Genomic DNA, 21,704 nt, shown 5'->3' with positions numbered 1-21,704 from the left:
ATGGTTTCCCGCCGCCATTTCCTGCGTGTCGCCGCGGCCGGCGCGGGCGCGATGCTCGTCGCGCCGCAGATCGTGTTCGCCAGCGTCGAAACCGAGCGCCGCTTCGTGTTCGTGATCCAGCGCGGCGCGGCCGACGGCCTCAACATCGTCGTGCCCTATGCGGAGCCCGCCTATGCCACGTTGCGCGGCCCGCTCGCCATCGATATCGACCGCGCCACGAAACTCGACGGCACGTTCGCGCTGCATCCGTCGCTCGTACAGATGGCGCAGATGTACGGCGAAAAGCAGGCGCTCTTCGCGCATGCGATTGCCTCGCCGTATCGCGACCGCTCGCACTTCGACGGTCAGAACGTGCTCGAAACCGGCGGCCGCGCGCCTTACCAGGTCAAGGACGGCTGGCTCAACCGGCTCGTCGCCATGCTGCCTGCCTCGCGCGCAAACGCCATTGCGCTCGCCCCCACCGTGCCGCTCGCGCTGCGCGGTCCAGTGCAGGTGAGTTCGTATGCGCCCTCGGCGCTGCCCAGCGCGTCCGACGATCTGCTCACGCGCGTTTCGGCGCTCTACGAAGCCGATCCGCAACTGCGTTCGCTCTGGACATCGGCCATGAACGCACGCGGACTCGCCGGCGACGCCAGTGCGCGCCAGGACCCCGCGAGCGTCGGCAAGCTGGCCGCGAGCTTCCTCGCGCGCCCCGATGGTCCGCGCATCGCCATGATCGAAACCGGTGGCTGGGACACGCACAGCGCGCAGAATGCGCGGCTCGCGAATCAGCTAAAAGCGCTCGACACGATGCTCGCCTCGCTGCGCGACGGCCTCGGCCCCGCGTGGGACAAGACCACGGTGCTCGTCGCGACGGAATTCGGCCGCACGGCCGCGGCGAACGGCACGGGCGGCACCGATCACGGGCAAGCTTCGGTGGCAATGCTCGTGGGCGGCGCCGTGGCGGGTGGTCGGGTACAGGCCGACTGGCCGGGGCTGCGCAGCGCGGATCTCTACGAGTCGCGCGACCTCAAGCCCACCGCGTCACTCGACGCATTGATCGCGGGCGCCGCCGCGGAGAGCCTCGGGCTCGATCCGCAGCACACGGCGTCGGTGCTATTCGGCGAAGCAGGTACGAAAAGTGCGGCTACGGGTTTGATAAGGGCGTGAACGCTTAAAGCTGACAAACGCAGAAACGGCATACCAGGGGACCAGCAATCTGTTCGGATACCGAAATAATTTAAATCAGTGGAGGAAAACTGTCATGAAGATAAAGCTGCCGCACCCGGTTACCCTGGTCGCGTGCGCGACCCTGCTTTCCGCGTGTATCGTGGAACCGGCCCGCCCGCCGGAACCGGCGCCGCGCGTGGAGACACCGCCGCCCGCCCCCGCCCAGGGCTACGCCTGGGCCAAGGGCCACTATCGCTGGGAAGGCAACCAGTGGGTGTGGATTCCGGGGCATTGGGTGCAGGGGTATTAAATCTGCATGCTGCGGCGGTCACATCGCATCCAGCGGATAAATCGGCCGCCGCACCTTCCTGAATTCAAGCTTGCCGTAATCCGAAGTCGTGACGCCCACGCCCGCGCATTCGATCACCTCGCGCGCGAGGTCGCCGAAACCGGCGCGCCAGTGCACGCGGCTTTTCAGCACGATATAGCGCTTTTGCGTCGGGTCGATGCCCACCGAAGACAGGCAGTTCAAATCGAACGGCTCCTGATGCGCCGACACCACCACGATCTCCACCTTGCCGGTATCGAGCACCACGGTCGGACCGGTATTGTTGAGCGAGCCGCGATACATCGGTCCGCGATTGCGGAACACACCGTCGAACACGAGCTTCACGCGCCCCGTCACTTCGATGGGGCGGCTCGTCTCCTGCAACGCGGGCATCGGCAGCTTGCCGCCTAGCGAGAGCGTGACCTCGTTGCCTATACCCGCCGCGATCGCCTGTTGTACCGCTTCGGGATCGTAGATCGCATAGAACACCGCATTGTCGAGGCCTTGTTTCAGGACCTCCGCCAGCACCTCGGTCGTATCCATCGTGCCGCCCGACGCGGTGTTGACACAATGGTCGAGCAACACGAGCGGGCCGGCCGCCGCCGAAGCCTTTGCGCGCGCAATCGATTCAGGCAGTGGCTCGCTCGCATAGAGAAACGTCTCGCGTTCGCGCCACGCTTCGTCGAGCAGCGAATCGCGCAGCGTGGCCGCCTTCGTCTTGTCGCCATCGGTGCAGACCACGACACTCAGGCCAGCGTTCTCGATATCGGCGTTCGGAAAGCCAACGAACAGCGACGACGCCAGCGCCTCGCCCTGCTCGTACCTCATGCAGCGCGCCTGCAGCGATCGGTTCGGCTCGGCATGCGTGCCCTGACGCATCACGTGAGGCAGCATCGGTTTGTTGCCCCACGCCATCACCGGCTTGATCTCCCCGGCGATGGTGCGCGCGAGTATGCGCGCGGCGCGCAGTCCGGCCTCGTACATGTCGACGTGCGGATATGTGTGATAGCCGGTCACGACCGTCGCGTGCTTCACGATGTCGTCGTATAGATTCGCGTGCATGTCGAGCGTCACGCCCACCGGCGTATGCGGGTCGATCTCTCGCAGGCGGTGCAGCAGCGTGCCTTCGCCGTCGTCGAGCGATTGCGTGACCATCGCGCCGTGCAGATCGAGCAGGATGCCGTCGTAGCCGCCCTTCGCCACCTCGTCGAGTATCAGTTGCGTGATGCGGCGGTAAGCGTCGTCATGGACGGGGCCGCTCGGGAAGGCGTCGGCGGCCACTGGCAGCACGATTTGCGCGCCGAGCTCGTCGGCGACGTCGATATAGGCGCCCAGCGCGCCGCCCGTGCCGCGGAAGGCTTCGAGCGCCTCGGCGCCCGAAAGGGCGCCGCCCGTGCGGCGAAAGAAGCGTTCGAACGGCGTGGGAACCGGCGAGAACGTATTGGTTTCGTGTTTGAACATTGCGAGCAGCAAACGCATGAAGGTTTCCTTTCGAAGTGGAGGACGTTTCTTCGTACTGCCTGGCTAGTTATAAAAACTCCGACGTATAGCCACCGCTTATTCGAATTTCAATTCGTATGCCACTGCCTGTCGGCGTCCAGCGGATACACCGGGCGCGCCAGTCGCTCGTACCGAAACAGATCGTAGTCCGAACCGGTCACGCCGCGGCTGTCGCATTCCACGAGCGCGGCCGCGATCGGCACAAACACCGGACGGCAATACATGCGCGACTTCAGCAGCAGAAAGCGCGCGCGGCGCGGGTCGATACCCACGCTCTCGAATACGCCGAGGTCCCACGGCTCGTGGGTGCGCTCGGTCACGACGAGCGTCGCGGCGCCGATATCGAGCACCGCCGCGCGCCCCATGTAGGCGCGCTGCCCCGTGTAGGTCGGGCCGGTGATCACATATTCGCCGTCGGTGATCGCCCGCACCACGCCCGTCGCCATGAAAGGCGCGCGCGGTCCGGTTCCTTCGCGCGCGAGCTTGTTCCCAACGCCTAGCGTGACCCTGGCGCCCACGCCCGCATCGATGAGCGCCGCCACGGCCTGCGGGTCGCATAGCGGCCCGCTCACCATGCCGGTCAGCCCTTGCGCGAGGGCGGCTTCGAGCAGGTCCATCGTGTCGCAGGTGCCGCCCGACATGCAGTTGTCGCCGTGATCGAGCAGCAGTACGGGTTTGTCGGCGTCTTGCGCCAGTTGCGCCGCCTGAGCGACCGACGCTTCGAGCGGCGCGCTGCGATAAACAAATTCGCCGCGTTCGTTCCAGATCTGCCGCGCGATGCGCTCCGCAACGGCATCGGCGGCCGCCGCGTCGCCGTTGCCCACCACCACTACGCTGATGCACGGCGCGGGAATGTCGGCAAGCGAAAAGCCCGCGAGCACCGAAACGGCCAGCATGCCCTGCGCCTCGGCCTCGCGCGCCGCTTCGACGGCACGATGCATGGCGCCCTCGGCGCTCGCGCTGCGCAGCGTCGAAGTGAGCAGCGGCGGCTGCCGCCACGCCAGCACCGGCTGCGCGCGGCCATGCATGCGATCGAGCAGCAGGCGCGCCGCGTGTTCGCCGGTCTCGTACATATCGACATGCGGATAGGTCTTGAAGCTCACGATCACGTCCGCGTTGTCGATCATCTTCTGCGTGACGTTGCCGTGCAGATCGAGCGCGACGGCAATCGGCGCTGCGGGCAGCGCGGCGCGCACGCGGGCGAGCAGATCGCCTTCGCCGTCCGCCGACTGCTGCGCCACCATCGCGCCGTGCAGGTCGAGCATCACGGCGTCGCAGCCGGGCGCTGCCGCCACGATAGCGTCGCAGATCGCATCGTAGGCATCGGCGGCCACCGGGCCGCTCGGATTCGCCGAAGCCGAAACGGGCGTGACGAGTTGCGCGCCTTCGCGCTCCGCCGCGTCGATGAACGCCGACATTGCGGTGCGCATGCCCTTGTTCTCGCGATACGCCGCTTCCCCCCAAGCGGGCCCATCGCCGCCAAACGCCGCAATCGGCGTGGCCACCGGAGAAAACGTATTGGTCTCGTGATTCATCCGCGCAATCAGGATCTTCATGCAGCGTCCTCCTTACCCGCACCGGCCACACCCGCCGCCGCCAGCATCGCATGCAGCAGCACGTTGCAGCCCGCCTCCAGATGTTCGGGGCGCGCATCCTCGATTTCGTTATGGCTGACGCCGTCCTTGCAGGGCACGAAGATCATGGCCGTGGGCGCCACGCGCGCGAGATACACGGCGTCGTGTCCCGCACCGCTCACCACATCCATGGCGGAAAGGCCGAGCGTTTGCGCGCCCGCTCGCACGGCTTCCACGAGCGCGGGATCGAAAGGCTGTGGCGGGAAGTACACGACCTGCTCGACGTCGACTTTCACGCCTGCCCGACGCGCAGACTCGCTGCACGCCGCGCGCAATTGCGCGTCCATGGCCAATAGCGCAGCTTCATCGGCGGCGCGCAGGTCCACCGTCAACGTCACGCGCCCCGGAATCACGTTGCGCGAATTGGGATGCACGTCGACCCAGCCGACGGTGCCGCGCCCATGCGGCGCGTGCGCAAGCGCAATGCGGTTCACCTCTTGAATCAGGGCCGCCGCAACGAGCAGCGCGTCGCGACGCGAATCCATCGGCGTGGGCCCCGCATGCGCCTCCATGCCGTGCACCGTCACGTCGTACCAGCGTTGGCCGAGCGCGCCCTGCACCACGCCTATCGTCTTTTCGTGCGCTTCGAGCACGGGCCCCTGTTCGATATGCGCCTCGAAATACGCGCCTACGCGATGGGGCGCCAAGGGTCCCGCGCCCGCATAGCCAATCTTCGCCAGCGCTTCGGAGACCGAAACACCGTCCCGATCGCGCTGTGCGAGCGCATGTTCGAGTGTGAAAGCACCGGAGAATACGCCGGACCCCATCATCACCGGCACGAAGCGCGAGCCTTCCTCGTTGGTCCACACGGCTACTTCGAGCGGCGCGAGCGTGCGTACGCCCGCCTCTTCCAGCGTGCGCAGCACTTCGAGGCCCGCCAGCACGCCGTAGTTGCCGTCGAACTTGCCGCCTGTGGGCTGCGTGTCGATATGGCTGCCCGTCATCACAGGCGGCAAGTCGTCGCGTTCACCCGCGCGCCGCGCGAAGACGTTGCCGATGGTATCCACGCGCACGGTACAGCCCAGCTCTTTCGCCCACGCCACGAACAGATCGCGCCCTTCGCGGTCGAGCGGCGTGAGTGCGAGGCGGCACACACCGCCCTTTTCCGTTGCACCGATTTCGGCCAGCCGCATGAGGCTGGCCCACAGGCGCGCGCCGTTCGTACGCAGGCCGGCGAGCGGCTCGCGAGTCGTTTCCTGAACTTGCATCGTTAGGGTTCCTTGCTTGAATGGGACGCGACGCTCAAACCACGCCCACGCCCAGATAGCGGTCCTTGACCGTATGATCGGCGGCGAATTCGGCGTTGCCGCCCGTGTAGACGATCACGCCCTGCTCGATGATGTAGTGGCGGTCGGCCAGTTGCGTGCACACTTCGAGGTTCTGCTCGACCAGCACGATCGCCACGCCAGCCGCCTTGATCTGCTTGAGCTGTTCGACGATTTCCTCGACGATCACGGGCGCGAGCCCTTCCACGGGTTCATCGAGCATTAGCAGACGCGGATGATTCATGAGCGCGCGCCCGATCGCGAGCATCTGCTGCTCGCCGCCCGAGAGCTGCGCGCCGCCGTTCTTGCGCCGCTCCTGCAGGCGCGGGAAGATCCGGTAGATGTCTTCGAGTTGCCACGGCGAATCCTTGCGCGCGCCGAGGCGCAGGTTTTCCTCCACGCTCAACAGGCGGAAAATGCCGCGATGCTCTGGCACGAAGCACAGGCCCGCCGCTGCGATCCGATGCGCCGCCTGCCCGCTGATTGTCTTGCCCGAGAAGGCGATCTCACCGCGACGCGGCGCCACCACGCCCGCAATCGCCTTGAGCGTCGTGGACTTGCCCGCACCGTTGCGGCCGAGCAGCGTGACCGTTTCGCCCTCGTTCACCTGCAGCGACACGCCTTGCAGAATATGACTCTTGCCGTAGTAGGCGTGGATATCCCGTACGTCGAGCATCATGCGCGGCCTCCCGTAATCATGTTGCCGAGATAGGCGCTGCGCACGCGCTCGTCGCCGCGTATCGCATCGGGCTTGCCCTCCACGAGCACTCGCCCCTGCTGCATCACCGTGATGGTGTCGGAAATATCCATGACGATGCCCATGTTGTGCTCGATGAGCACGACCGTATAGTCGTCGCGCAGGCCGCGGATCAGCGCCTTCATGTCGTCGAGATCGTCGATGCCCATGCCCGAGGTGGGCTCGTCCAGGAAGATCGCGCGCGGCCGCGCGGCCAGCGCCATGCCCACTTCGAGGCGCCGCTGCTGGCCATGCGAGAGCGCGCCCGCCGCCGTATCCGCATGGCGTTGCAGCGCGAGGCGCTCCAGCACGCGCTCCACCGTTTCCGTGTGGGCGAGCGCGCCGTGCGGCGGCGTCCATGCGTTGAGCGCGCGGCGCGCCTGAACGCCCTGTGCCGCCACGCGCAGGTTCTCGCGTACGCTCAGGTTCTGGAACAGGCTCGTCACCTGGAACGATCGCGCAATACCGCGGCGCACGCGTTTGTGATCGGGCTCGCGCGTGATGTCGTGGCCGTCGAATACGATGGAACCCGAAGAGATCGGCACCGTGCCCGTGAGCACGTGAAAGAGCGTGGTCTTGCCCGCGCCGTTCGGCCCGATCACCGAATGCACCGTGCGCGGCGCGATGCGCAGGTCCACGCCCGAAAGCGCCGTGAATTTGCCGTAGCGCTTCACCACGCCACGCGCTTCCAGAATCGCTTCGCTCATGGCTGCTCCTTGCTGTGCGCGTCCGCGCCATCGGTACGACGAAGCGCGGCCACGACGCGCTCACCCAAACCCCACAGACCGCGCTGCATGAAGAGGCTCACGGCGATCAGCACGAGGCCGAGCAGCAGCAGCCAGCGCGGCCACAAGGTGGAAAGCCAGTCGGCAAAAAGCACGTAAAACGCCGCGCCGATCACCGAGGCGAACAGGTTGCCGCTCCCGCCTATCACCGTCATCAGCAGGATCATTTCGCTCGTGTGATAGTCGATGTTTGAGAGCGGCGCGATCCCGGTCATCATGGCGTGCAGCGCGCCGGCAAGACCCGTGACCGCGCCGGAGATCACGAACGCCATCAGCTTGAAGCGGCTCACGTGATAGCCCGCCGCGCCTGCGCGCGCTTCGTTGTCGCGAACCGCGAGCAACGTGCGGCCGAACACGGAGTGCGAAACGCGCACCATCAACGCGAACACGACGACGAACACCACGGCGACGAAGCCGTAGTACTGCCACGGAGAATCGAGTGCGACAAGCGCGTGGGATCCGACCGAAAGCGCCGGACGCGGAATATCGAGCAGACCGTTGTCGCCGCCGGTGATATCCGGCAACGAATAGGCGAGAAAGTAGAAGAGCTGGCCGAACGCGAGTGTGAGCATCACGAAGTACGTGCCGCGCTGGCGAATGGAAAACCAGCCGACCATCGCCGCCGCGAGCGCACCCAGCACAGCCGCAGCCACCAGCGCCGCGAGCACCGAAGGCACGCCGTGCGTGAGCAGGAGACCGGCGGTATAGCTGCCGAGTCCAAAGAAAATGCCCTGCCCGAACGAAAGGAGCCCGGTAAAGCCAAGCAGCAAATTGCAGCCGAGCGCCGCGAGTGCGAACACGAGCACTTCGGTCGCGAGCGATCCCGAGCGGATGGTAAGCGGCAATGCGCACACCACGACGATCGCAAGGAGAACATAGCGATAGCGTCGCAGCAGCCCGCCAGGCCCGGCCGCATCGCGTGTGCCCGCGCCAGCGGCGAGTTTCGTCGACTCGATCATGCGGCCCTCCCGAGCAGTCCGTTCGGACGCAGCAGCAGCACGGCCGCCATCGCCACATAAATCATGAGCTGCGCGCCCTGTGGCCAGAGCGTGCTCATGAGGCTCTGCACAATCCCGACCAGCAGGCCGCCCACCAGCGCGCCGAGAAAGTTGCCCATCCCGCCCACCACCACGACGACGAAGGCCACGCTCAACGCTTCGAGCCCCATGAATGGATCGACGCCGCGGATGGGCGCCGCCAGCACGCCCGCGAGCGCCGCCGTGGCCGCGCCGAGCGCGAACACGAGGCTGAATACGCGCGTGACGTTGATGCCGAGCAGCGACACCATCTCCGACGACTCACTGCCCGCCCGCACCGCGCTGCCGAGGCGCGTGCCTTCGAGCACCCACCAGAGCAGCACGGCGAGCACGGCGGTGAAGCCGATCACGAAAAGACGGTACTTCGGATATACGAAGCTGCCCCAGATCACGACGCCGTTCAGCGCATCGGGCACGGCCACGTTGTCGCCGAGCGGTCCCCACACGAGAATCGCACATTCCTGGATCACGAGTGCGAGCCCGACGGTGGCGAGAATATGGAACTCGTGCTGCTGCGCATAGATATGCCGCAAAACGAGTTTCTCCACGACCCACGCAAGCGCGCCCACCACGATCGGCACGATCACGAGCGAGAGCCAGAAGCTGCCCGACCACTGCAGAAATTGATAGCAGCAATAGGCGCCAAGCAGGTAGAACGCACCGTGCGCGAAATTCACGAAGCGCAACAGGCCAAAGACGATCGAGAGACCGACCGCCAGCAGGAAATACAACATCCCGACGCCGATCCCATTGATGATCTGCAGCAGATAGACATTCATGGCGTGCGTAGCATAGAAGTGACGAACGAGCGACCGACAAGCGGCGCCTGGGCCCGCAATGCAACCTCAGGCGATCTTGCACTCCGTCTTGTCGAGCGGAAGGAACGACTGGCCCGAGCTGACGATGTCCACGTAGTCGTCGGCATTCTTCATCGCCGACTTCTTCTTGCCCTTCAACAGATAGTAGTTCTTGAGCACCTGGTGGTCGCCCTTGCGGATCTCTTCAGGTCCCGTCAAACCCGCATACTTCATGCCTTCCAGAGCGGCAACGACTTTCTTCGGATCGGCGCTGCCCGCCTTCACCATGCCGTCGAGCAGGATCTTCGAGCAGATGTACGAGCCCGCGAGGCTGTAGTTGGGATTCGCCTTGAAGGCCGCCTGGGTGCGCTGCACGAGGTCGTGATTGAGCGGCGTGTCGATGCCGTGCCAGTACTGCGCGCCGAAGTACACGCCATCGCACAGGTCCGGACCCAGCGCCTCGAACTGTTCGAGACCCGAGGCCCACGCCATGAGAATCGTGCAGTTGTTCTTCATGCCGAAACTCACGGCCTGGCGCAGCGTATCGGAGGACTGCGAACCGAAGTTCAGAATGAGCAGCACGTCGGGCTTGGCGGCCACCGCGTTCGTGAGATAGCCGCTGAATTCCTTCTCGGTGAGCGAGTGATAACTGTTGCCCACGTGCTCGATGCCCTTCTCCTTGAACACGTTCTTCGCGGCCGTGAGCAGGCCTTCGCCGAACACGTATTGCGGCGTGATCGTGTACCAGCGTTTGGCCTTCGGCTGCATCTGGATGAGCGGGCGCACGGTCTGCTCGATCGCGCCGAAGGTCGGCACCGACCAGCGGAACGTGGCGGCGTTGCAGTCCTTGCCGGTGATTTCGTCGGCGCCGGCCGTGGTGATGAAGACGCCGCCGCTCTTGTCGACTTCCTTGCCCATGGCGAGCGCTTCGGAAGACAGCACGCCGCCCGCAAAGAAGCGCACGCCCTTTTGCTGTTCGATCTCCTGCACGCGGCGCACGGCCGTCGCGGGCTTGCCCTCGGTGTCGAGCGTGGTGTAGTCGAGCGGCAAGCCGAGCACCTTGCCGTACTGCTTGACCGCGAGCTGCATGCCGAGATCGGCGTACTTGCCGTTGGCCGCGAACGGCCCCGACATCGGCACGGGGCACGCGAGCTGCACGCCGGCCGCCCCCTGCGCGAACGCCCGTGAGGACGAGAGGACGCTCAGCGCGCCCGGCATGGCCGACAGCGCGGCCAGTTTCAACAGTTCTCGGCGATTCAAGTTGAGGCTCCTTGTGGGGAAACACAGACACGAACGACGCGGCAGACTGCAAAACCGTACCGGCGCATACGAGGCGGCCTGCGAGACGGTGATTTCTATTTATCATGATAAATAGAATGAACCCGATGCTAGGTATAATTAATTGCAGTGTCAATCCGTCAAAAACCTCGTCTGCCTCGCAGCGCCTCTCCATCAACCGCGGCGCGGCCGGCGCGAGGCAAACGAAACAACGAAACCAACATTACGCAGGGAGTCGCGAAGATGGTCACGAACCGGGTCAGATCGGGGGTCGCCGTCGAGATCAAGCAGCCCAAGCGCGCCGATCTCGTCGCCGAGGAGATCAAGCGCCTCATTACCGAAAAGGATTTGAAGCCGGGCGACCGGCTACCGCGCGAAGCCGAATTGCAGCAGCTCTATTCGGTCAGCAAGAGCACGATCCGCGAGGCGCTCAAGTCGCTCGAAGTGCAAGGGCTCATCAAGGTGTCCACGGGGCCGAGCGGCGGCGGCATGGTGGTGGAAGTGCCGCTCGACCGCACACTGCAATTGCTGCAGAACTATCTGTTCTTCAAGGATGTCTCGATCGACGACATCTATACCGTGCGCCAGCAACTCGAGCCCGAACTCGCTGCGGGCGCCGTGCCGCATCTCACCGAGGCGGACTTTGCCGCGCTTGAAGCGAACATCGAATGCTGCGACGGTGCGAGCGGGCCGCACGACCACGGCCACCTCGTGCGTCAGCGTCAGGAGGACATGACGTTTCACGACATCCTCGCGGCCGCGAATCCCAACCCGTTCCTGCGCTTTATCTGCGAGTTGATCAACGAAATGATCCGCCAGCTGATCGAGTTCAGGAACGACACGCCGATTGCGGAGCATCGCCGCTTTGGCGCTTCGAACGTCAAGATTCACCGCGAGATCGTGAACGCCGCGCGCGAGCGCGACGTCGAACGTGTGCGCGCGCTCATGGTCCAGCACATGACGGAGGCGCCCAAGCATGTCAAGCGAATGAAAGGCAAACTGCGCGGGCGGCTGATTCTCGATTCGGAAATCCGCAAACGCGTGCGCATGATCGCGGGCACTGGCGCAGCGGACGAAAAGGAGGAGTGAGGGAACACCACGACGCCGCGCCAGCGAATACGCTTACCCCCTGCTTTCACGCCTATCTTCATGCGGCCGGCTCGCCGCTGGCCCGCTTCCATTGCCGCTTTCTGCCAAGCCCGGAATGCAGTGCGCCGACGCCCGCACAAAGCATTGCAAACGAAGGCAACTCGGCAAGCTGCGACGATTATTATGCGTTCTACATTTGAAGCCGTGCTGACGCACCGTTTCCATATCGCACGCGTGATTTTCATCCTAGACTCATTTGGCGGGAGGCAATCAGACCGCCTGCCCGGCAAGCACACGCTATGAGACGTACGCGGGGAATGACTCACTCAGGTTGACCAGAACTCCCGGTTGCAGCGACCGCGCAGCCGATATCTATTTCGCATCGTCAATACTCTCGCCGGATAGCTCAACCAGAAAGCATCGCACAGGCCATTTCTTCAAATTTCGGAGAACGAAAGTGAGTGCATACGGATTCGGAAAAAGCGGCTACCGTGCGCAGGAACTCAAGCCCTACAGCACTTCGGCCACCATGCACCAGGAAGTCATGCGCCTCGTGACAAACGGAACGCGTGTCGACGGCGGCGTGCTCAACGAAACCGCCGCGACCGACGGATGGCGCGCGACAGTGATGCTCGATCTGGTGTACTCGTGGAATCCGTTTGGCGGGAGCCTGTTCTCGCCAAAGTATTATCCGGGTCACGCCGGCCTGGCGATCTGGCGAGCCGCGCCGGTCCATCCGCGATATGTTTCCACCGGCATTTACAGCGACGGGTCCCTCGGTGCAGAAGGTGTGAGCACGGACGAAACCTACAATGCGGGAAGCATGAATCTCTGGTATTTCACGAAGCCCATCTCTAGAACCAGCGCAATACAAATGCTCCAGCGCATCAACGCGCAAGGCGGAAAAACGCTGACCTACAGCGAGTTTTTGGCCAACCGCTACACGTCCGATAGTTACAACTGCCACACTTACGTGGACGATGTATTGGCCGCGGGAGGCTTGTCCTCCGTCATGGGGCGGCCATCAAGCTGGCTGACTCCCTGGTTCTATAGCCTTTCCTTCAGTGTGTCGGGGTGGCACTCGAGTGTCATGTACAACACCAAGAACATCGAATAGTGCCGCAAAGCCAGGGGGAGCCGTTATGAGAACAACTGTGGCGACGTGGAACAGCCAGGGCTACAACAACGCAAAATGGGACATCGTCAAGCAGCTGGCGCGGTCCTGCAGCGTGATTTGCCTGCAAGAGGCCGGCGCGCTGGCTTCCGAACCCGCAGGGACCCAGCGCGACGGGCTGTACATTTACGGCTGGTCTGGTGCAGACACCGATGCTTACCGGAACAATCGGGTTAGTCTCGCTATCGTTTCGACGCAGCAAGCCACGAGCATTGGTTTTAGCTTCGGATACGATCGAGGCCTCGGCTATATCACGATTGGCAACATGCTTTATGGCACCTGGCATGAAAAGCGCGGTAACGGCGGCATTGCGCAGGCGCTCATCGGCGCACTCAGGGAAACGGGTGCAACAACCTGCATAATCGGCGGAGATTTTAACGACCAGACGTTCACCGTTCATGCACTTGGTTCGAGCTCAAGATCGAGAATGACCATTCGGTCTGTCGACTCTTCAGCATACAACTTTGCCTACTCTGGCACGCCAACTCACAAAGTCAGCGGACACAATCTCGATCGCGTGTACGTGTCCAACAATCTGACCATCATTCACCATTGGGCCATTTCGGTACCCGTTAGCGACCACAATCCCGTTTGTGCAACGGTGGTCGACTCCACCGCCGATATGACCTATTGGGAGTCCTTCAAGTCCTTATTTGCGTAGCGGCGCGTATGGCGTATGGCGCATTCATTCCGCGACCGCGCCGCCTTCCTTCGGCGGAAGCGGTTGCGGGTTGAGCGCGGCCCAGTCCACGCCTTGCAGCACGCTATCGACAATGGCCACATCGCCGCCCGAGCGCACTGCAAAGAACACCGTTTGCCCAAGCGTGATGGACACCCTCTTCGGATGCGCCTTCAGACCATCGATCATCACGAGCGTGGGCTGCGCGAGGCTGCCCATGAAAGCCTCCTGCTCGGCGTGAGTACGGCATGGTGGATGAGGCTGCACCGTTACCGTGCCGCACAGCTTGGGGTCGGCGATGCTGCTCCACTCGAAAACACCCACACTACCGAAAGCGTGCGAATACATGCTGTTCGCGGGTAGGCAGGCACTGTCGAAGCGCGCGTGCCCCTCGCCGCCCTGCACGGAAAAGCCCGCGGTCGACGCCGACTGCGTGGACCACATCACCACGTCGTTACGCTTGATTGCAAGTTCCGCCGGTTCGGCAGCAAATTCGCCGTTGGCGAACACGACCGTGACATAGTGGGTGCTCGGCGCGGTGCCCGCCTCCTGCGCCACCGAGATCGCGAACTCCGCGTGATGACCCGGTGCGCTCAATGCGCGGGGCGCGCCAAGCGCGTAGCGATGCGCGCCAGGCGTCGTGAAGCGATGCGCGAAGGTGTCGCCAACGCGCAAGTAACGGCTGTCCAGACTGTTCATGTTCTGCTCTCCAGGCCAACGGTCTCACGAAGCGATGCCTGCCGTGACCACGAGCTCGGCTTTGTCGGTTTGCTGAACCGCGCAATCGAGCGACAGGATATTAATGGACACCGCCGGATCGCTCGGGCCGGCCGCGGGCAGAACCTGCTGCACAGCGGGCTCCTTGTAGATCGTGAAGGTCAGGCCAGCAACGAACGGTGTCAGCAATGGCCCGATCAGCCCGGTGATTCCGGCCACGCCAATCGCTGCCAGTAGCGCCGCGATCAGGCCGCCAAGCAACGGCCCGATGAAGGGCACCCACGCCACCGCCGCCTCGATGGCGAGCCCGAGCGCGGTGAGGATCGCGGCGGCCGCCACACTGAGCGAGAGGTTCGGCACCGAAAGAATGCGTACGTTAATGAGCCAGTTGCCGGCGTTCAACTGAGGCAGGACGGAGAAATCGGCGGAAAAGGTCAGCGTGTCCGAATAGTTGAACGGAATCGAGACGGTGGGCCAGTTGATGCAGATCTTTGGCGTGCAGACCTTGCCGACGCACGGTATATCCACGCACACCTGAGGAATGCAGAAGTTCGGCAGGAAATCGTTGAGGTCGACACCGAACGACAGATTCAAGCTGTAATTCAGATTCACGTTGGTCATTTCAATCGTATCGGGCGGCGCAAGCACGACCGTGCCGCCGGAAAACGACGCACTGGCGCCTGCCGACACCACGAACGGCCCGAGGCTGCCCGATGTCGAGGTCGACTGCGTGCCGAGCAGCGTCTCGGCATCGTGCAACAGGCGCGTGACCGCCACCTGGTCCGCCGCGAGGGTAATGTCGCTCATCGCCATACTCCTCAGGTGATGTCGCCGAAAACTTCGATCTGGTCGTCCTGGGCCACGGGGCCCTGCTGCAGCGTGAGCGAGACGCCGTCCAGCGTGAACACGTTGAACGGAATCGTGACCTGCCCGAGCGCCCACGTGAGCAACGCGGTCAGGATGCACTCCACAATCTGCTCGAGCGCGACCGGCTGGATCCCCTCGACCGAGACCTCGACGAGCGAAATGCCGATAGACCCGGATCCCGGCGCCGAATTCACGACGCGAGGCGCGCACAGCACCGCAACCTGCAACTTGAGTTCGATGAGATGCGCGCCCCGGTCGCCCGTGCGGCTCTCCTTCGGCGTTCCGCACAGGAAGTCGATCACCACGGTCGTGTAGACCGTAAACTGGTCATTGCCAGGAGGCAGCAACTCCGTTGAGGAATCGGGCGGCGTGATGTCCACCTTCGGTATTTCGAAGCGAATCAGCGCTTGAAGCCCCAGTAAAAAACCAGGAAGGCTCGACGTATCGATTGGCGTGACGAGATTGGGATTGGTTGCGAATAGCGATGTGCCGTAAGCGAGCAAATGCGGGCGCGCCGTGAAGAAGACATCGAGAAATTTGTCGATGCCAGTTTCGCTTACGCCACCGAATAGATGGTGTGCTCCGGTCAAGCTCATGCTGGGCCTCCCGTGCGATCGACTCGCGAGGATCGGGCAGAAGCACAGCACAGTGCACCGCAGTTAGACCACTATTCCGGTCCCCACCCCTACCCTCCAACAAACTTATGTTTAACGGCGTTTTTCGTCAAGATAATTTCGCTATGCGAATTAAATTATCGCAATGCTTTCGAACATTCGAATATTGAGTTTTCGTGACACGCAATTGACGATGACGACAAGCGTGCGATGGTCACGATGCGCTGGCGCATGAGCCCGCGCGAACCCGCTATCCCGTCATCACCGGCGCAGCGCCTCTGCTGAGCATTCGATCAGCCCGCGTATCACGCGGCTGCGTGTGGAAGCGCGCGACCACAAAATGCCGAAGCGGCGCGGCTCGGTAGCCTCGGGCAGAGGAAGGCGCGCGAGCCGCAAGTCCTTCGTAAGCGGCGTGCCGATATCGGGCACGAGCGAAACGCCAAGGCCGCGATCCACCATCAGCGCAATTGCCATCAGCGAGTTCAATTCGAATAGCTCGCGCGGCGCGATCTTCGCGCGGCGCAAATACTGGTCGGCCTGCTTGCCGCCGCCGAGCGCGCGGTCGTAACGAATAAACGGCTCGCGTCGCAGCAGTTCGTGCGGATCGGTCCGCGCGAACCTTGCAGGCGCAAGCACGACGATGGGCTCTTCACGCAACAGATGCCAGTCATAGGATTTCGGCAGCGCGAAGGCCGGGTGCAGGCAGATAGCCACGTCCAGCTCGCCGCGCTGCAAGTCTTCGAATAGCTCCGTCGACGTGCCGGCGCGAATCAGCAGTTTGACCTGCGGAAAAGCTGCGGCGAAACGGGCCAGCACGTCGGGCAGCACGCTCAGCAGCGCCGATGTGATGGTCCCCACGCGCAGTTCGCCGCCCATTTCCTGCTCCTGCGCCAACGCTTTCAGTTCGTCGAACCCGCGCACGAGCGAGCGGGCGCGCTCCACCACGCGCTGGCCCGCCTCCGTGGGAATGACGGTGCGCCCCGCGCGCATGACGAGCGCGACACCCAGTTCGCGCTCGAGTGCCTGGATTTGCTGCGCGATCGCGGCGGGCGTCACGCCCACACGACGCGCAGCCTCCGCCATGGAGCCGCTCTCCACGACCAGCAGCAGGTTGCTCAGAAAGGCTGTATCCATAAACGTAGCTTTTCTATGGTTTGAAGATAGATCCGCATAGTTTATCTAAATCATTGCCGATCGTAGACTGCCCTTCAGTGGTGATCTATACGGAATGCGTGGAGATGAGAAGCAAACTGTTCGTACCGGCATCGCGCCCGGAGCTGTTCGAAAAGGCGCTCGCGAGCGCCGCGGACGCGTTGTCGTTCGACCTGGAAGACTCGGTTGCGCCTGCGCGTAAACCCGAAGCACGCGAGGCGCTGCGAGCCCTGCTCGTTTCGCCTGCCGTGCGCGAACGCGGCAAGGTGCTGATCGTACGCGTGAACGCGCTCGACACACCGTGGTTCGCCGATGATATCGCCGCCGTGGTTCAGCCCGGTCTCGATTACGTGAATCTGCCGAAACCCGAATCCGCCGACGACGTGCGCGCCGCCGCCGCCGCGATCGAGCGCGCGGAACGCAGCAACGGCGTGAGCCGCCCCGTGAGGCTGCTGCTCAACGTCGAGTCGCCGCGCGCGCTGCGCGAGGCCGCAACGCTCGCGGCCGCCCATGCGCGCGTGGCGGGACTGCAACTGGGTCTTGGCGACTTGTTCGAGCCGCTCGGCATCGCGCGGCGCGATCCGGCAGCCGTGCAGCAAGCCATGTTCAGCCTGCGGCTCGCCGCGGGCGAAGCTGGCGTATTCGCGTACGATTCGGCTTTCGCCAATATCAAGGATACCGAAGGATTCCGCGCCGAGGCCGAATTGGCCCGTGCGCTCGGCTTCCTCGGCAAAAGCTGTATCCACCCGAGCCAGATCGCACTCGCCAACGATGTGTTCCGCCCTTCCGACGAAGAAATCGCTCACGCGTTGCGTGTGGTGGAAGCCGCACGCAACGCCGAACGTGACGGCGTGGGCGCTTATGTCGTGGACGGCAAGATGATCGACGCGCCATTCGTCGAACGCGCTCGCGCGCTCGTGCAACGCGCTGAGCGGCTTGGTCTCGTTGCGTGCGCAACGTCGAGCGAGGTGCGCCAATGAACCCGTCACCCGAAACGAACGCCGCGCCGCGCGGCCCGCTCGCTGGCGTGCGCGTGCTCGACCTGAGCGCCTATATCGCCGGCCCCTATGGCTGCACGCTGCTCGCCGATCAAGGCGCGGACGTCATCAAGATCGAACCGCCCACGGGCGACAACCTGCGCAAGTACCCCTCCACACTGGAAGCCGAAAGCCGCGCCTTTCTCGGCGTGAACCGCGGCAAACGCGGGCTCGTCCTCGATCTGAAGCAACTCTCCGCCCAGGCTGTGCTGCAGCGTCTCGTCAAACAGGCCGACGTGCTCGTGCATAACTTCCGGCCCGGCGTGCCTGCACGCCTCGGCATTGCCTGGGAACAACTGCGCGACGTGAATCCGCGGCTCATCTACTGCGCGGTCACCGGCTATGGCGACCAGGGTCCGAACAAGGACAAGGCCGGCTACGACCAGGTGCTGCAAACCATGACGGGCATGTGCACGTTCCAGGGCAAGCGCGGCGGGCCGCCCGAGATTCTCTACGGCTCGGTGGTCGACTATTACGCCGCCGCGCTCGTTGCAGCAGGGGTATCGTCCGCGCTGTTCGAGCGCGAACGCAGTGGCGCGGGCCAGTACGTGGGCGTTTCGCTGTTGCGCAGCGCGCTGACCATGCAGTCCGCACGCATGATCTGGGCCGACGGCGAACCGAAAGACGTAGGCCGCGACATGCGCTCGGGCGGCATCACCGGCATTCATCCCACGCGCGAAGGCTGGCTCTACATCTCGGCGAACACGCCGCATTTCTGGCAGGCGCTCTGCGAAAAAACCGGGCTCGCTGCACTGGCGCAGGACCCGCGCTACGATTCGGTGCGCAAACGTGCCGAGCATCGCGACGAAATCGTGCCGCAATTGCACGCCGCATTGCAGGCGCGCAGCGCGCTCGAATGGGAAGCGCACTTCGGCGAAGCCGTGCCCTGCGCGGCGGCGCGCACGGTCGAGGATATGTTCGACGACCCGCAGGTGCTCGAAGAAGAGATGGTCACGCGCTACGACTATCCCGGCGTGGGCGCGTACCGCGGCTTTCGCGAGCCGATCCGCTTTGGCGCGACGCCCGCACCCGATCCGATCGCCGCGCCCGCCTTTGGCGAGCATTCCGATGCGGTGCTGCGCGAGGCCGGATGGAACGATGCGGAGATCGAGCGCTTGCGAAACGAGCACGCCGTGCTCTGAACAGAAAAAGCCGCAACGGCGCACGTCGATCCCCGTTGGCGTGCGCGGCAAACAAGGAGACAACGCGATGGACCGTGAGCAGCATGTCCATACCATCGACATACCCAACGCGCGCATGGAAGCGCCCGCCTTCGCGTGCGATTCGCATATCCATATCTACGATCGCCGCTTCGCCGCGTCGCCCGGCAACGATGCACGCATCGTTGAAGGCGCAACGGTCGATGACTACCGCCGCGTACAGGCACGCACCGGCACGCAGCGCACCATCATCGTTACCCCGCGTCCGTATGGCACCGACAACTGCGTAACCGTCGACGCGATCCGCCAACTGGGTATCGACAACGCTCGCGGCGTCGCCGTCCTGCGCCCCGACGTGAGCGACGCCGAACTCGACATGCTCGATCGCGGCGGCATACGCGGCATCCGCTTCACGTTGTACACGCCGCATCAAGCGGTCGTCACCTTCGACATGGTCGAGCCGCTTGCGCGACGCATCGCGGAACTCGGCTGGCATGTGCAATTGCACTGGACCGCCGATCAGATCGTCGAGCACGAAGCGTTGCTCACGCGACTGCCCTGCAAGATGGTGTTCGATCATCTCGCGCGGCTGCCCTTGCCCGCGGGCACTTCGCATCCCGCGTATGGCGTGGTGCGCCGCCTCGCGGCTTCGGGGCGCGTGTGGGTCAAGCTCTCGGGCGCCTATCTGGATTCGCAAGCGGGACTCGCAGGCGGTTACGCCGACATTGCCGAGACCGCGCGCGCATGGGCAGCACTGCTGCCGCAGCGCACCGTGTGGGGCAGCGATTGGCCCCACGTAACGGAAGCGCACAAGCCCGATACCGCGTCGATCTTCAATCTGCTCGGAACATGGGTCGAGGACGAAGCGGCGCGCAAACGGATTCTCGTGGACAACCCCGCCGAACTCTACGGCTTCGCCCGATGAACTAGCGCTACTACGCACCCGATACAAACAGCCGCGCGCCAGGTACGCGCGGCCACTTTCCGCTCCAGGAGACAACACGTGAAGTCCACCGCCACCGCCGCCCCCGTACGCAAGACACGCTTCACCGACGCGACGATCAGCCTGTTCGAGCGCACCATTCCCGACCCGTTCGTGCTCGCGATCCTCATCACCGCAATCGTGGCCGCGCTCTCGGCAATGTTCGCCCCCCATGCGACGCTCAACACGCTCGTGGTCGGCTGGTACAAGGGATTCTTCAATATCCTCACGTTCGCCTTCCAGATCACACTCGTCCTCGTCACGGGCCACGCGTTCGCGCACGCCGCGCCCGTGCAGCGCGTGTTCAAGGCGCTCGTGGGCATTGCCCGCACGCCCGTGCAGGCGGCCTCGCTTACCTTCGTGCTCGTGGCCGTGGCCTCGTTCTTCAACTGGGGCCTCGGCCTCGTGGTCAGCGCGCTGCTCGCGCGCGAAGTGGCCAAGCGCATGCGCGTGGACTTCGCCTGGATCGTCGCAGCGGGCTTTTCAGGCTGGGTGGTATGGGCGAGCGGCATTTCCAGCTCGATCGCGCTCGCGCAATCCACGCCCGGCAGCGCGATGAACGTCGTGCAAAAGCTCACCGGCGAAGTGCTGCCGTTCGGCGACACCGTGTTTACCGCGTTCAATCTCGTGCCCGTGGTCGTCATGCTCATCGCCACGCCCATCGTGCTCGCCTTCCTCAAGCCGCGCGACGAAGACGCCGTCGTGCTCGACATCGAAAAGAACCCCGACCCGGAACCGCGCAAGCGCCCCGAAGGCAAGCTGAGTTTCGCCAAATGGCTCGAATACTCGTGGATCGGCAGCGCGTTCATCGGTCTCGTGGGCGTGACGTTCCTCGTGCTCGCGCAAATCGAGCACATTGAAGCGTTTTCCGGCGTGAACGCCGTGATCTTCGTGATGTTCATCGCGGGCGTGATCCTGCACGGCTACCCGCTCGCTTACGCGGACGCGGTCAAGAACGCCGCCAAACAAACCGGCTCGATGATGCTGCAATACCCGCTCTATGGCGGCGTAATGGGCATGATGGACGCCACCGGCCTGCCCAACGTGATCTCGCACTTCTTCATCGCAATCTCGAACACGCACACGCTGCCGTTCTGGAGCTATGTGTGCTCGCTGATCGTCACGTTCTTCATTCCGAGCGGCGGCGGCCACTGGGCCGTGCAAGGCCCGTTCGTCGTGCCCGCGGCGATTGCGCTGCATGCCTCCATGCCCGCCACCACCATGGCTGTGGCAATGGGCGAACAGGTCTCCAACATGATGCAGCCGTTCTGGGCCGCGCCCGTGGTCGCGATGGCCGGTATTGGCGTGCAGCGCGTGCTCGGCTTCACGGTCATGACCTTCCTGCTCGGCACCGTGGTATTCGGCGCGGCGCTGTTGCTGCTCGTTTAACTTCACGTAAACCAACAAGGAACAAGGAGACACCGCATGCAACGGCGTGCATTCATGGCGTCGCTCACGGCTCTCGCCGCGGGCGCGGGCACATTTGGCGGCATGGGCGCGGCGCGTGCGCAGAAGGTTGCGTCCGCACCCGCTTCGCCCACCATCGCGCAGCGGCTCGCCGCCTACGCCGCCGCGCTGAGCTACGACGACCTCGACGCAAACACGATCGAAGCGGTCAAGACCCACACCGCCGACGCGCTGGGCTGCGGTATCGCCGCGCTGGGCGAGAAACCCGTGGGCATCGCGCGCCAGGTGGCGCTGAACTATGCGAGTGGCGACGGCCG

21 protein-coding genes and 1 pseudogene are annotated in these 21,704 nt (G+C 64.1%); 10 read left to right on the top strand and 12 right to left on the bottom strand.

The window, feature by feature from the left end:
- Positions 1-1,149: a DUF1501 domain-containing protein gene (locus FAZ97_RS26490; protein ID WP_158761476.1), complete on the top strand. Its 1,149-nt coding sequence runs from the start codon at positions 1-3 to the stop codon at positions 1,147-1,149.
- A 94-nt stretch (positions 1,150-1,243) separates the two neighbouring features.
- The gene (locus FAZ97_RS26485; RefSeq protein ID WP_158761475.1) at positions 1,244-1,459 is read left to right on the top strand and encodes a YXWGXW repeat-containing protein; all 216 of its coding nucleotides are present in this window, start codon (positions 1,244-1,246) and stop codon (positions 1,457-1,459) included.
- 18 nt (positions 1,460-1,477) lie between these two features.
- Here FAZ97_RS26485 and FAZ97_RS26480 read toward each other — a convergent pair whose 3' ends face one another.
- The 8 genes from FAZ97_RS26480 to FAZ97_RS26445 all read right to left on the bottom strand — a co-directional run bounded on the left by FAZ97_RS26480 (position 1,478) and on the right by FAZ97_RS26445 (position 10,491).
- A complete protein-coding gene (locus FAZ97_RS26480; RefSeq protein WP_158761473.1) occupies positions 1,478-2,956 on the bottom strand; it encodes a M81 family metallopeptidase in 1,479 nt (492 codons plus the stop codon).
- An 89-nt stretch (positions 2,957-3,045) separates the two neighbouring features.
- Positions 3,046-4,533 (bottom strand): M81 family metallopeptidase, encoded by a 1,488-nt coding sequence (locus FAZ97_RS26475; protein WP_158761471.1) that lies wholly within the window; start codon positions 4,531-4,533, stop codon positions 3,046-3,048.
- A complete protein-coding gene (locus FAZ97_RS26470) occupies positions 4,530-5,819 on the bottom strand; it encodes a Zn-dependent hydrolase (protein WP_158761469.1) in 1,290 nt (429 codons plus the stop codon). The genes FAZ97_RS26475 and FAZ97_RS26470 overlap by 4 nt, the downstream gene beginning before the upstream one ends.
- 34 nt (positions 5,820-5,853) lie before the next feature.
- Positions 5,854-6,555, bottom strand: coding sequence for an ABC transporter ATP-binding protein (locus FAZ97_RS26465; RefSeq protein WP_158761467.1), 702 nt, complete (start codon positions 6,553-6,555; stop codon positions 5,854-5,856).
- Positions 6,552-7,319, bottom strand: a complete 768-nt coding sequence (locus FAZ97_RS26460) for an ABC transporter ATP-binding protein (protein ID WP_158761465.1) — start codon at positions 7,317-7,319, stop codon at positions 6,552-6,554. The genes FAZ97_RS26465 and FAZ97_RS26460 overlap by 4 nt, the downstream gene beginning before the upstream one ends.
- The gene (locus FAZ97_RS26455) at positions 7,316-8,356 is read right to left on the bottom strand and encodes a branched-chain amino acid ABC transporter permease (RefSeq protein WP_158761463.1); all 1,041 of its coding nucleotides are present in this window, start codon (positions 8,354-8,356) and stop codon (positions 7,316-7,318) included. Before FAZ97_RS26455 ends, FAZ97_RS26460 begins: the two co-directional genes overlap by 4 nt.
- Positions 8,353-9,213, bottom strand: a complete 861-nt coding sequence (locus tag FAZ97_RS26450) for a branched-chain amino acid ABC transporter permease (protein ID WP_158761462.1) — start codon at positions 9,211-9,213, stop codon at positions 8,353-8,355. Before FAZ97_RS26450 ends, FAZ97_RS26455 begins: the two co-directional genes overlap by 4 nt.
- Before the next feature lie 66 nt (positions 9,214-9,279).
- Positions 9,280-10,491 (bottom strand): ABC transporter substrate-binding protein, encoded by a 1,212-nt coding sequence (locus FAZ97_RS26445; protein WP_158761461.1) that lies wholly within the window; start codon positions 10,489-10,491, stop codon positions 9,280-9,282.
- A gap of 261 nt (positions 10,492-10,752) precedes the next feature.
- Here FAZ97_RS26445 and FAZ97_RS26440 point away from each other — a divergent pair, with 261 nt between their 5' ends.
- The 3 genes from FAZ97_RS26440 to FAZ97_RS26430 all read left to right on the top strand — a co-directional run bounded on the left by FAZ97_RS26440 (position 10,753) and on the right by FAZ97_RS26430 (position 13,433).
- On the top strand, positions 10,753-11,598 hold the full coding sequence (locus tag FAZ97_RS26440) for a FadR/GntR family transcriptional regulator (RefSeq protein ID WP_158761460.1): 846 nt from the start codon (positions 10,753-10,755) through the stop codon (positions 11,596-11,598).
- Between the two features lie 457 nt (positions 11,599-12,055).
- Positions 12,056-12,715 carry a hypothetical protein gene (locus tag FAZ97_RS26435; protein ID WP_158761459.1) on the top strand — a complete coding sequence of 220 codons (660 nt, stop codon included), beginning with the start codon at positions 12,056-12,058 and terminating at the stop codon, positions 12,713-12,715.
- Positions 12,716-12,740: 25 nt separating this feature from the next.
- A complete protein-coding gene (locus FAZ97_RS26430; protein ID WP_158761458.1) occupies positions 12,741-13,433 on the top strand; it encodes an endonuclease/exonuclease/phosphatase family protein in 693 nt (230 codons plus the stop codon).
- 24 nt (positions 13,434-13,457) lie between these two features.
- Here the strand turns inward: FAZ97_RS26430 and FAZ97_RS26425 are convergent, their stop codons facing one another.
- The 4 genes from FAZ97_RS26425 to FAZ97_RS26410 form a co-directional block, all read right to left on the bottom strand.
- Positions 13,458-14,150 (bottom strand): cupredoxin domain-containing protein, encoded by a 693-nt coding sequence (locus tag FAZ97_RS26425; protein WP_158761457.1) that lies wholly within the window; start codon positions 14,148-14,150, stop codon positions 13,458-13,460.
- 24 nt (positions 14,151-14,174) lie between these two features.
- The gene (locus tag FAZ97_RS26420) at positions 14,175-14,975 is read right to left on the bottom strand and encodes a hypothetical protein (RefSeq protein WP_158761456.1); all 801 of its coding nucleotides are present in this window, start codon (positions 14,973-14,975) and stop codon (positions 14,175-14,177) included.
- A gap of 11 nt (positions 14,976-14,986) precedes the next feature.
- Positions 14,987-15,631, bottom strand: coding sequence for a hypothetical protein (locus tag FAZ97_RS26415; RefSeq protein ID WP_158761455.1), 645 nt, complete (start codon positions 15,629-15,631; stop codon positions 14,987-14,989).
- A 279-nt stretch (positions 15,632-15,910) separates the two neighbouring features.
- Positions 15,911-16,783 (bottom strand): LysR substrate-binding domain-containing protein, encoded by an 873-nt coding sequence (locus FAZ97_RS26410; protein ID WP_158761454.1) that lies wholly within the window; start codon positions 16,781-16,783, stop codon positions 15,911-15,913.
- A 104-nt stretch (positions 16,784-16,887) separates the two neighbouring features.
- On the opposite strand from FAZ97_RS26410, the gene FAZ97_RS26405 reads away from it, so the two are divergent.
- The 5 genes and pseudogenes from FAZ97_RS26405 to FAZ97_RS35860 form a co-directional block, all read left to right on the top strand.
- Positions 16,888-17,781 carry an HpcH/HpaI aldolase/citrate lyase family protein gene (locus FAZ97_RS26405; protein ID WP_158761453.1) on the top strand — a complete coding sequence of 298 codons (894 nt, stop codon included), beginning with the start codon at positions 16,888-16,890 and terminating at the stop codon, positions 17,779-17,781.
- On the top strand, positions 17,778-18,980 hold the full coding sequence (locus tag FAZ97_RS26400) for a CaiB/BaiF CoA transferase family protein (RefSeq protein ID WP_158761452.1): 1,203 nt from the start codon (positions 17,778-17,780) through the stop codon (positions 18,978-18,980). The genes FAZ97_RS26405 and FAZ97_RS26400 overlap by 4 nt, the downstream gene beginning before the upstream one ends.
- Positions 18,981-19,047: 67 nt before the next feature.
- Positions 19,048-19,923, top strand: coding sequence for an amidohydrolase family protein (locus FAZ97_RS26395; RefSeq protein ID WP_407671909.1), 876 nt, complete (start codon positions 19,048-19,050; stop codon positions 19,921-19,923).
- Positions 19,924-20,001: 78 nt separating this feature from the next.
- A complete protein-coding gene (locus tag FAZ97_RS26390) occupies positions 20,002-21,369 on the top strand; it encodes a short-chain fatty acid transporter (protein ID WP_158761451.1) in 1,368 nt (455 codons plus the stop codon).
- 36 nt (positions 21,370-21,405) lie between these two features.
- Positions 21,406-21,642 (top strand): annotated as a pseudogene (locus FAZ97_RS35860) (MmgE/PrpD family protein); the annotation flags it as partial.
- Positions 21,643-21,704 lie beyond the last annotated feature (62 nt).

The sequence above is a fragment of the Paraburkholderia acidiphila genome, assembly GCF_009789655.1.
Classification (GTDB): domain Bacteria; phylum Pseudomonadota; class Gammaproteobacteria; order Burkholderiales; family Burkholderiaceae; genus Paraburkholderia; species Paraburkholderia acidiphila.
This window is presented reverse-complemented; position numbering and strand designations above follow the sequence as displayed.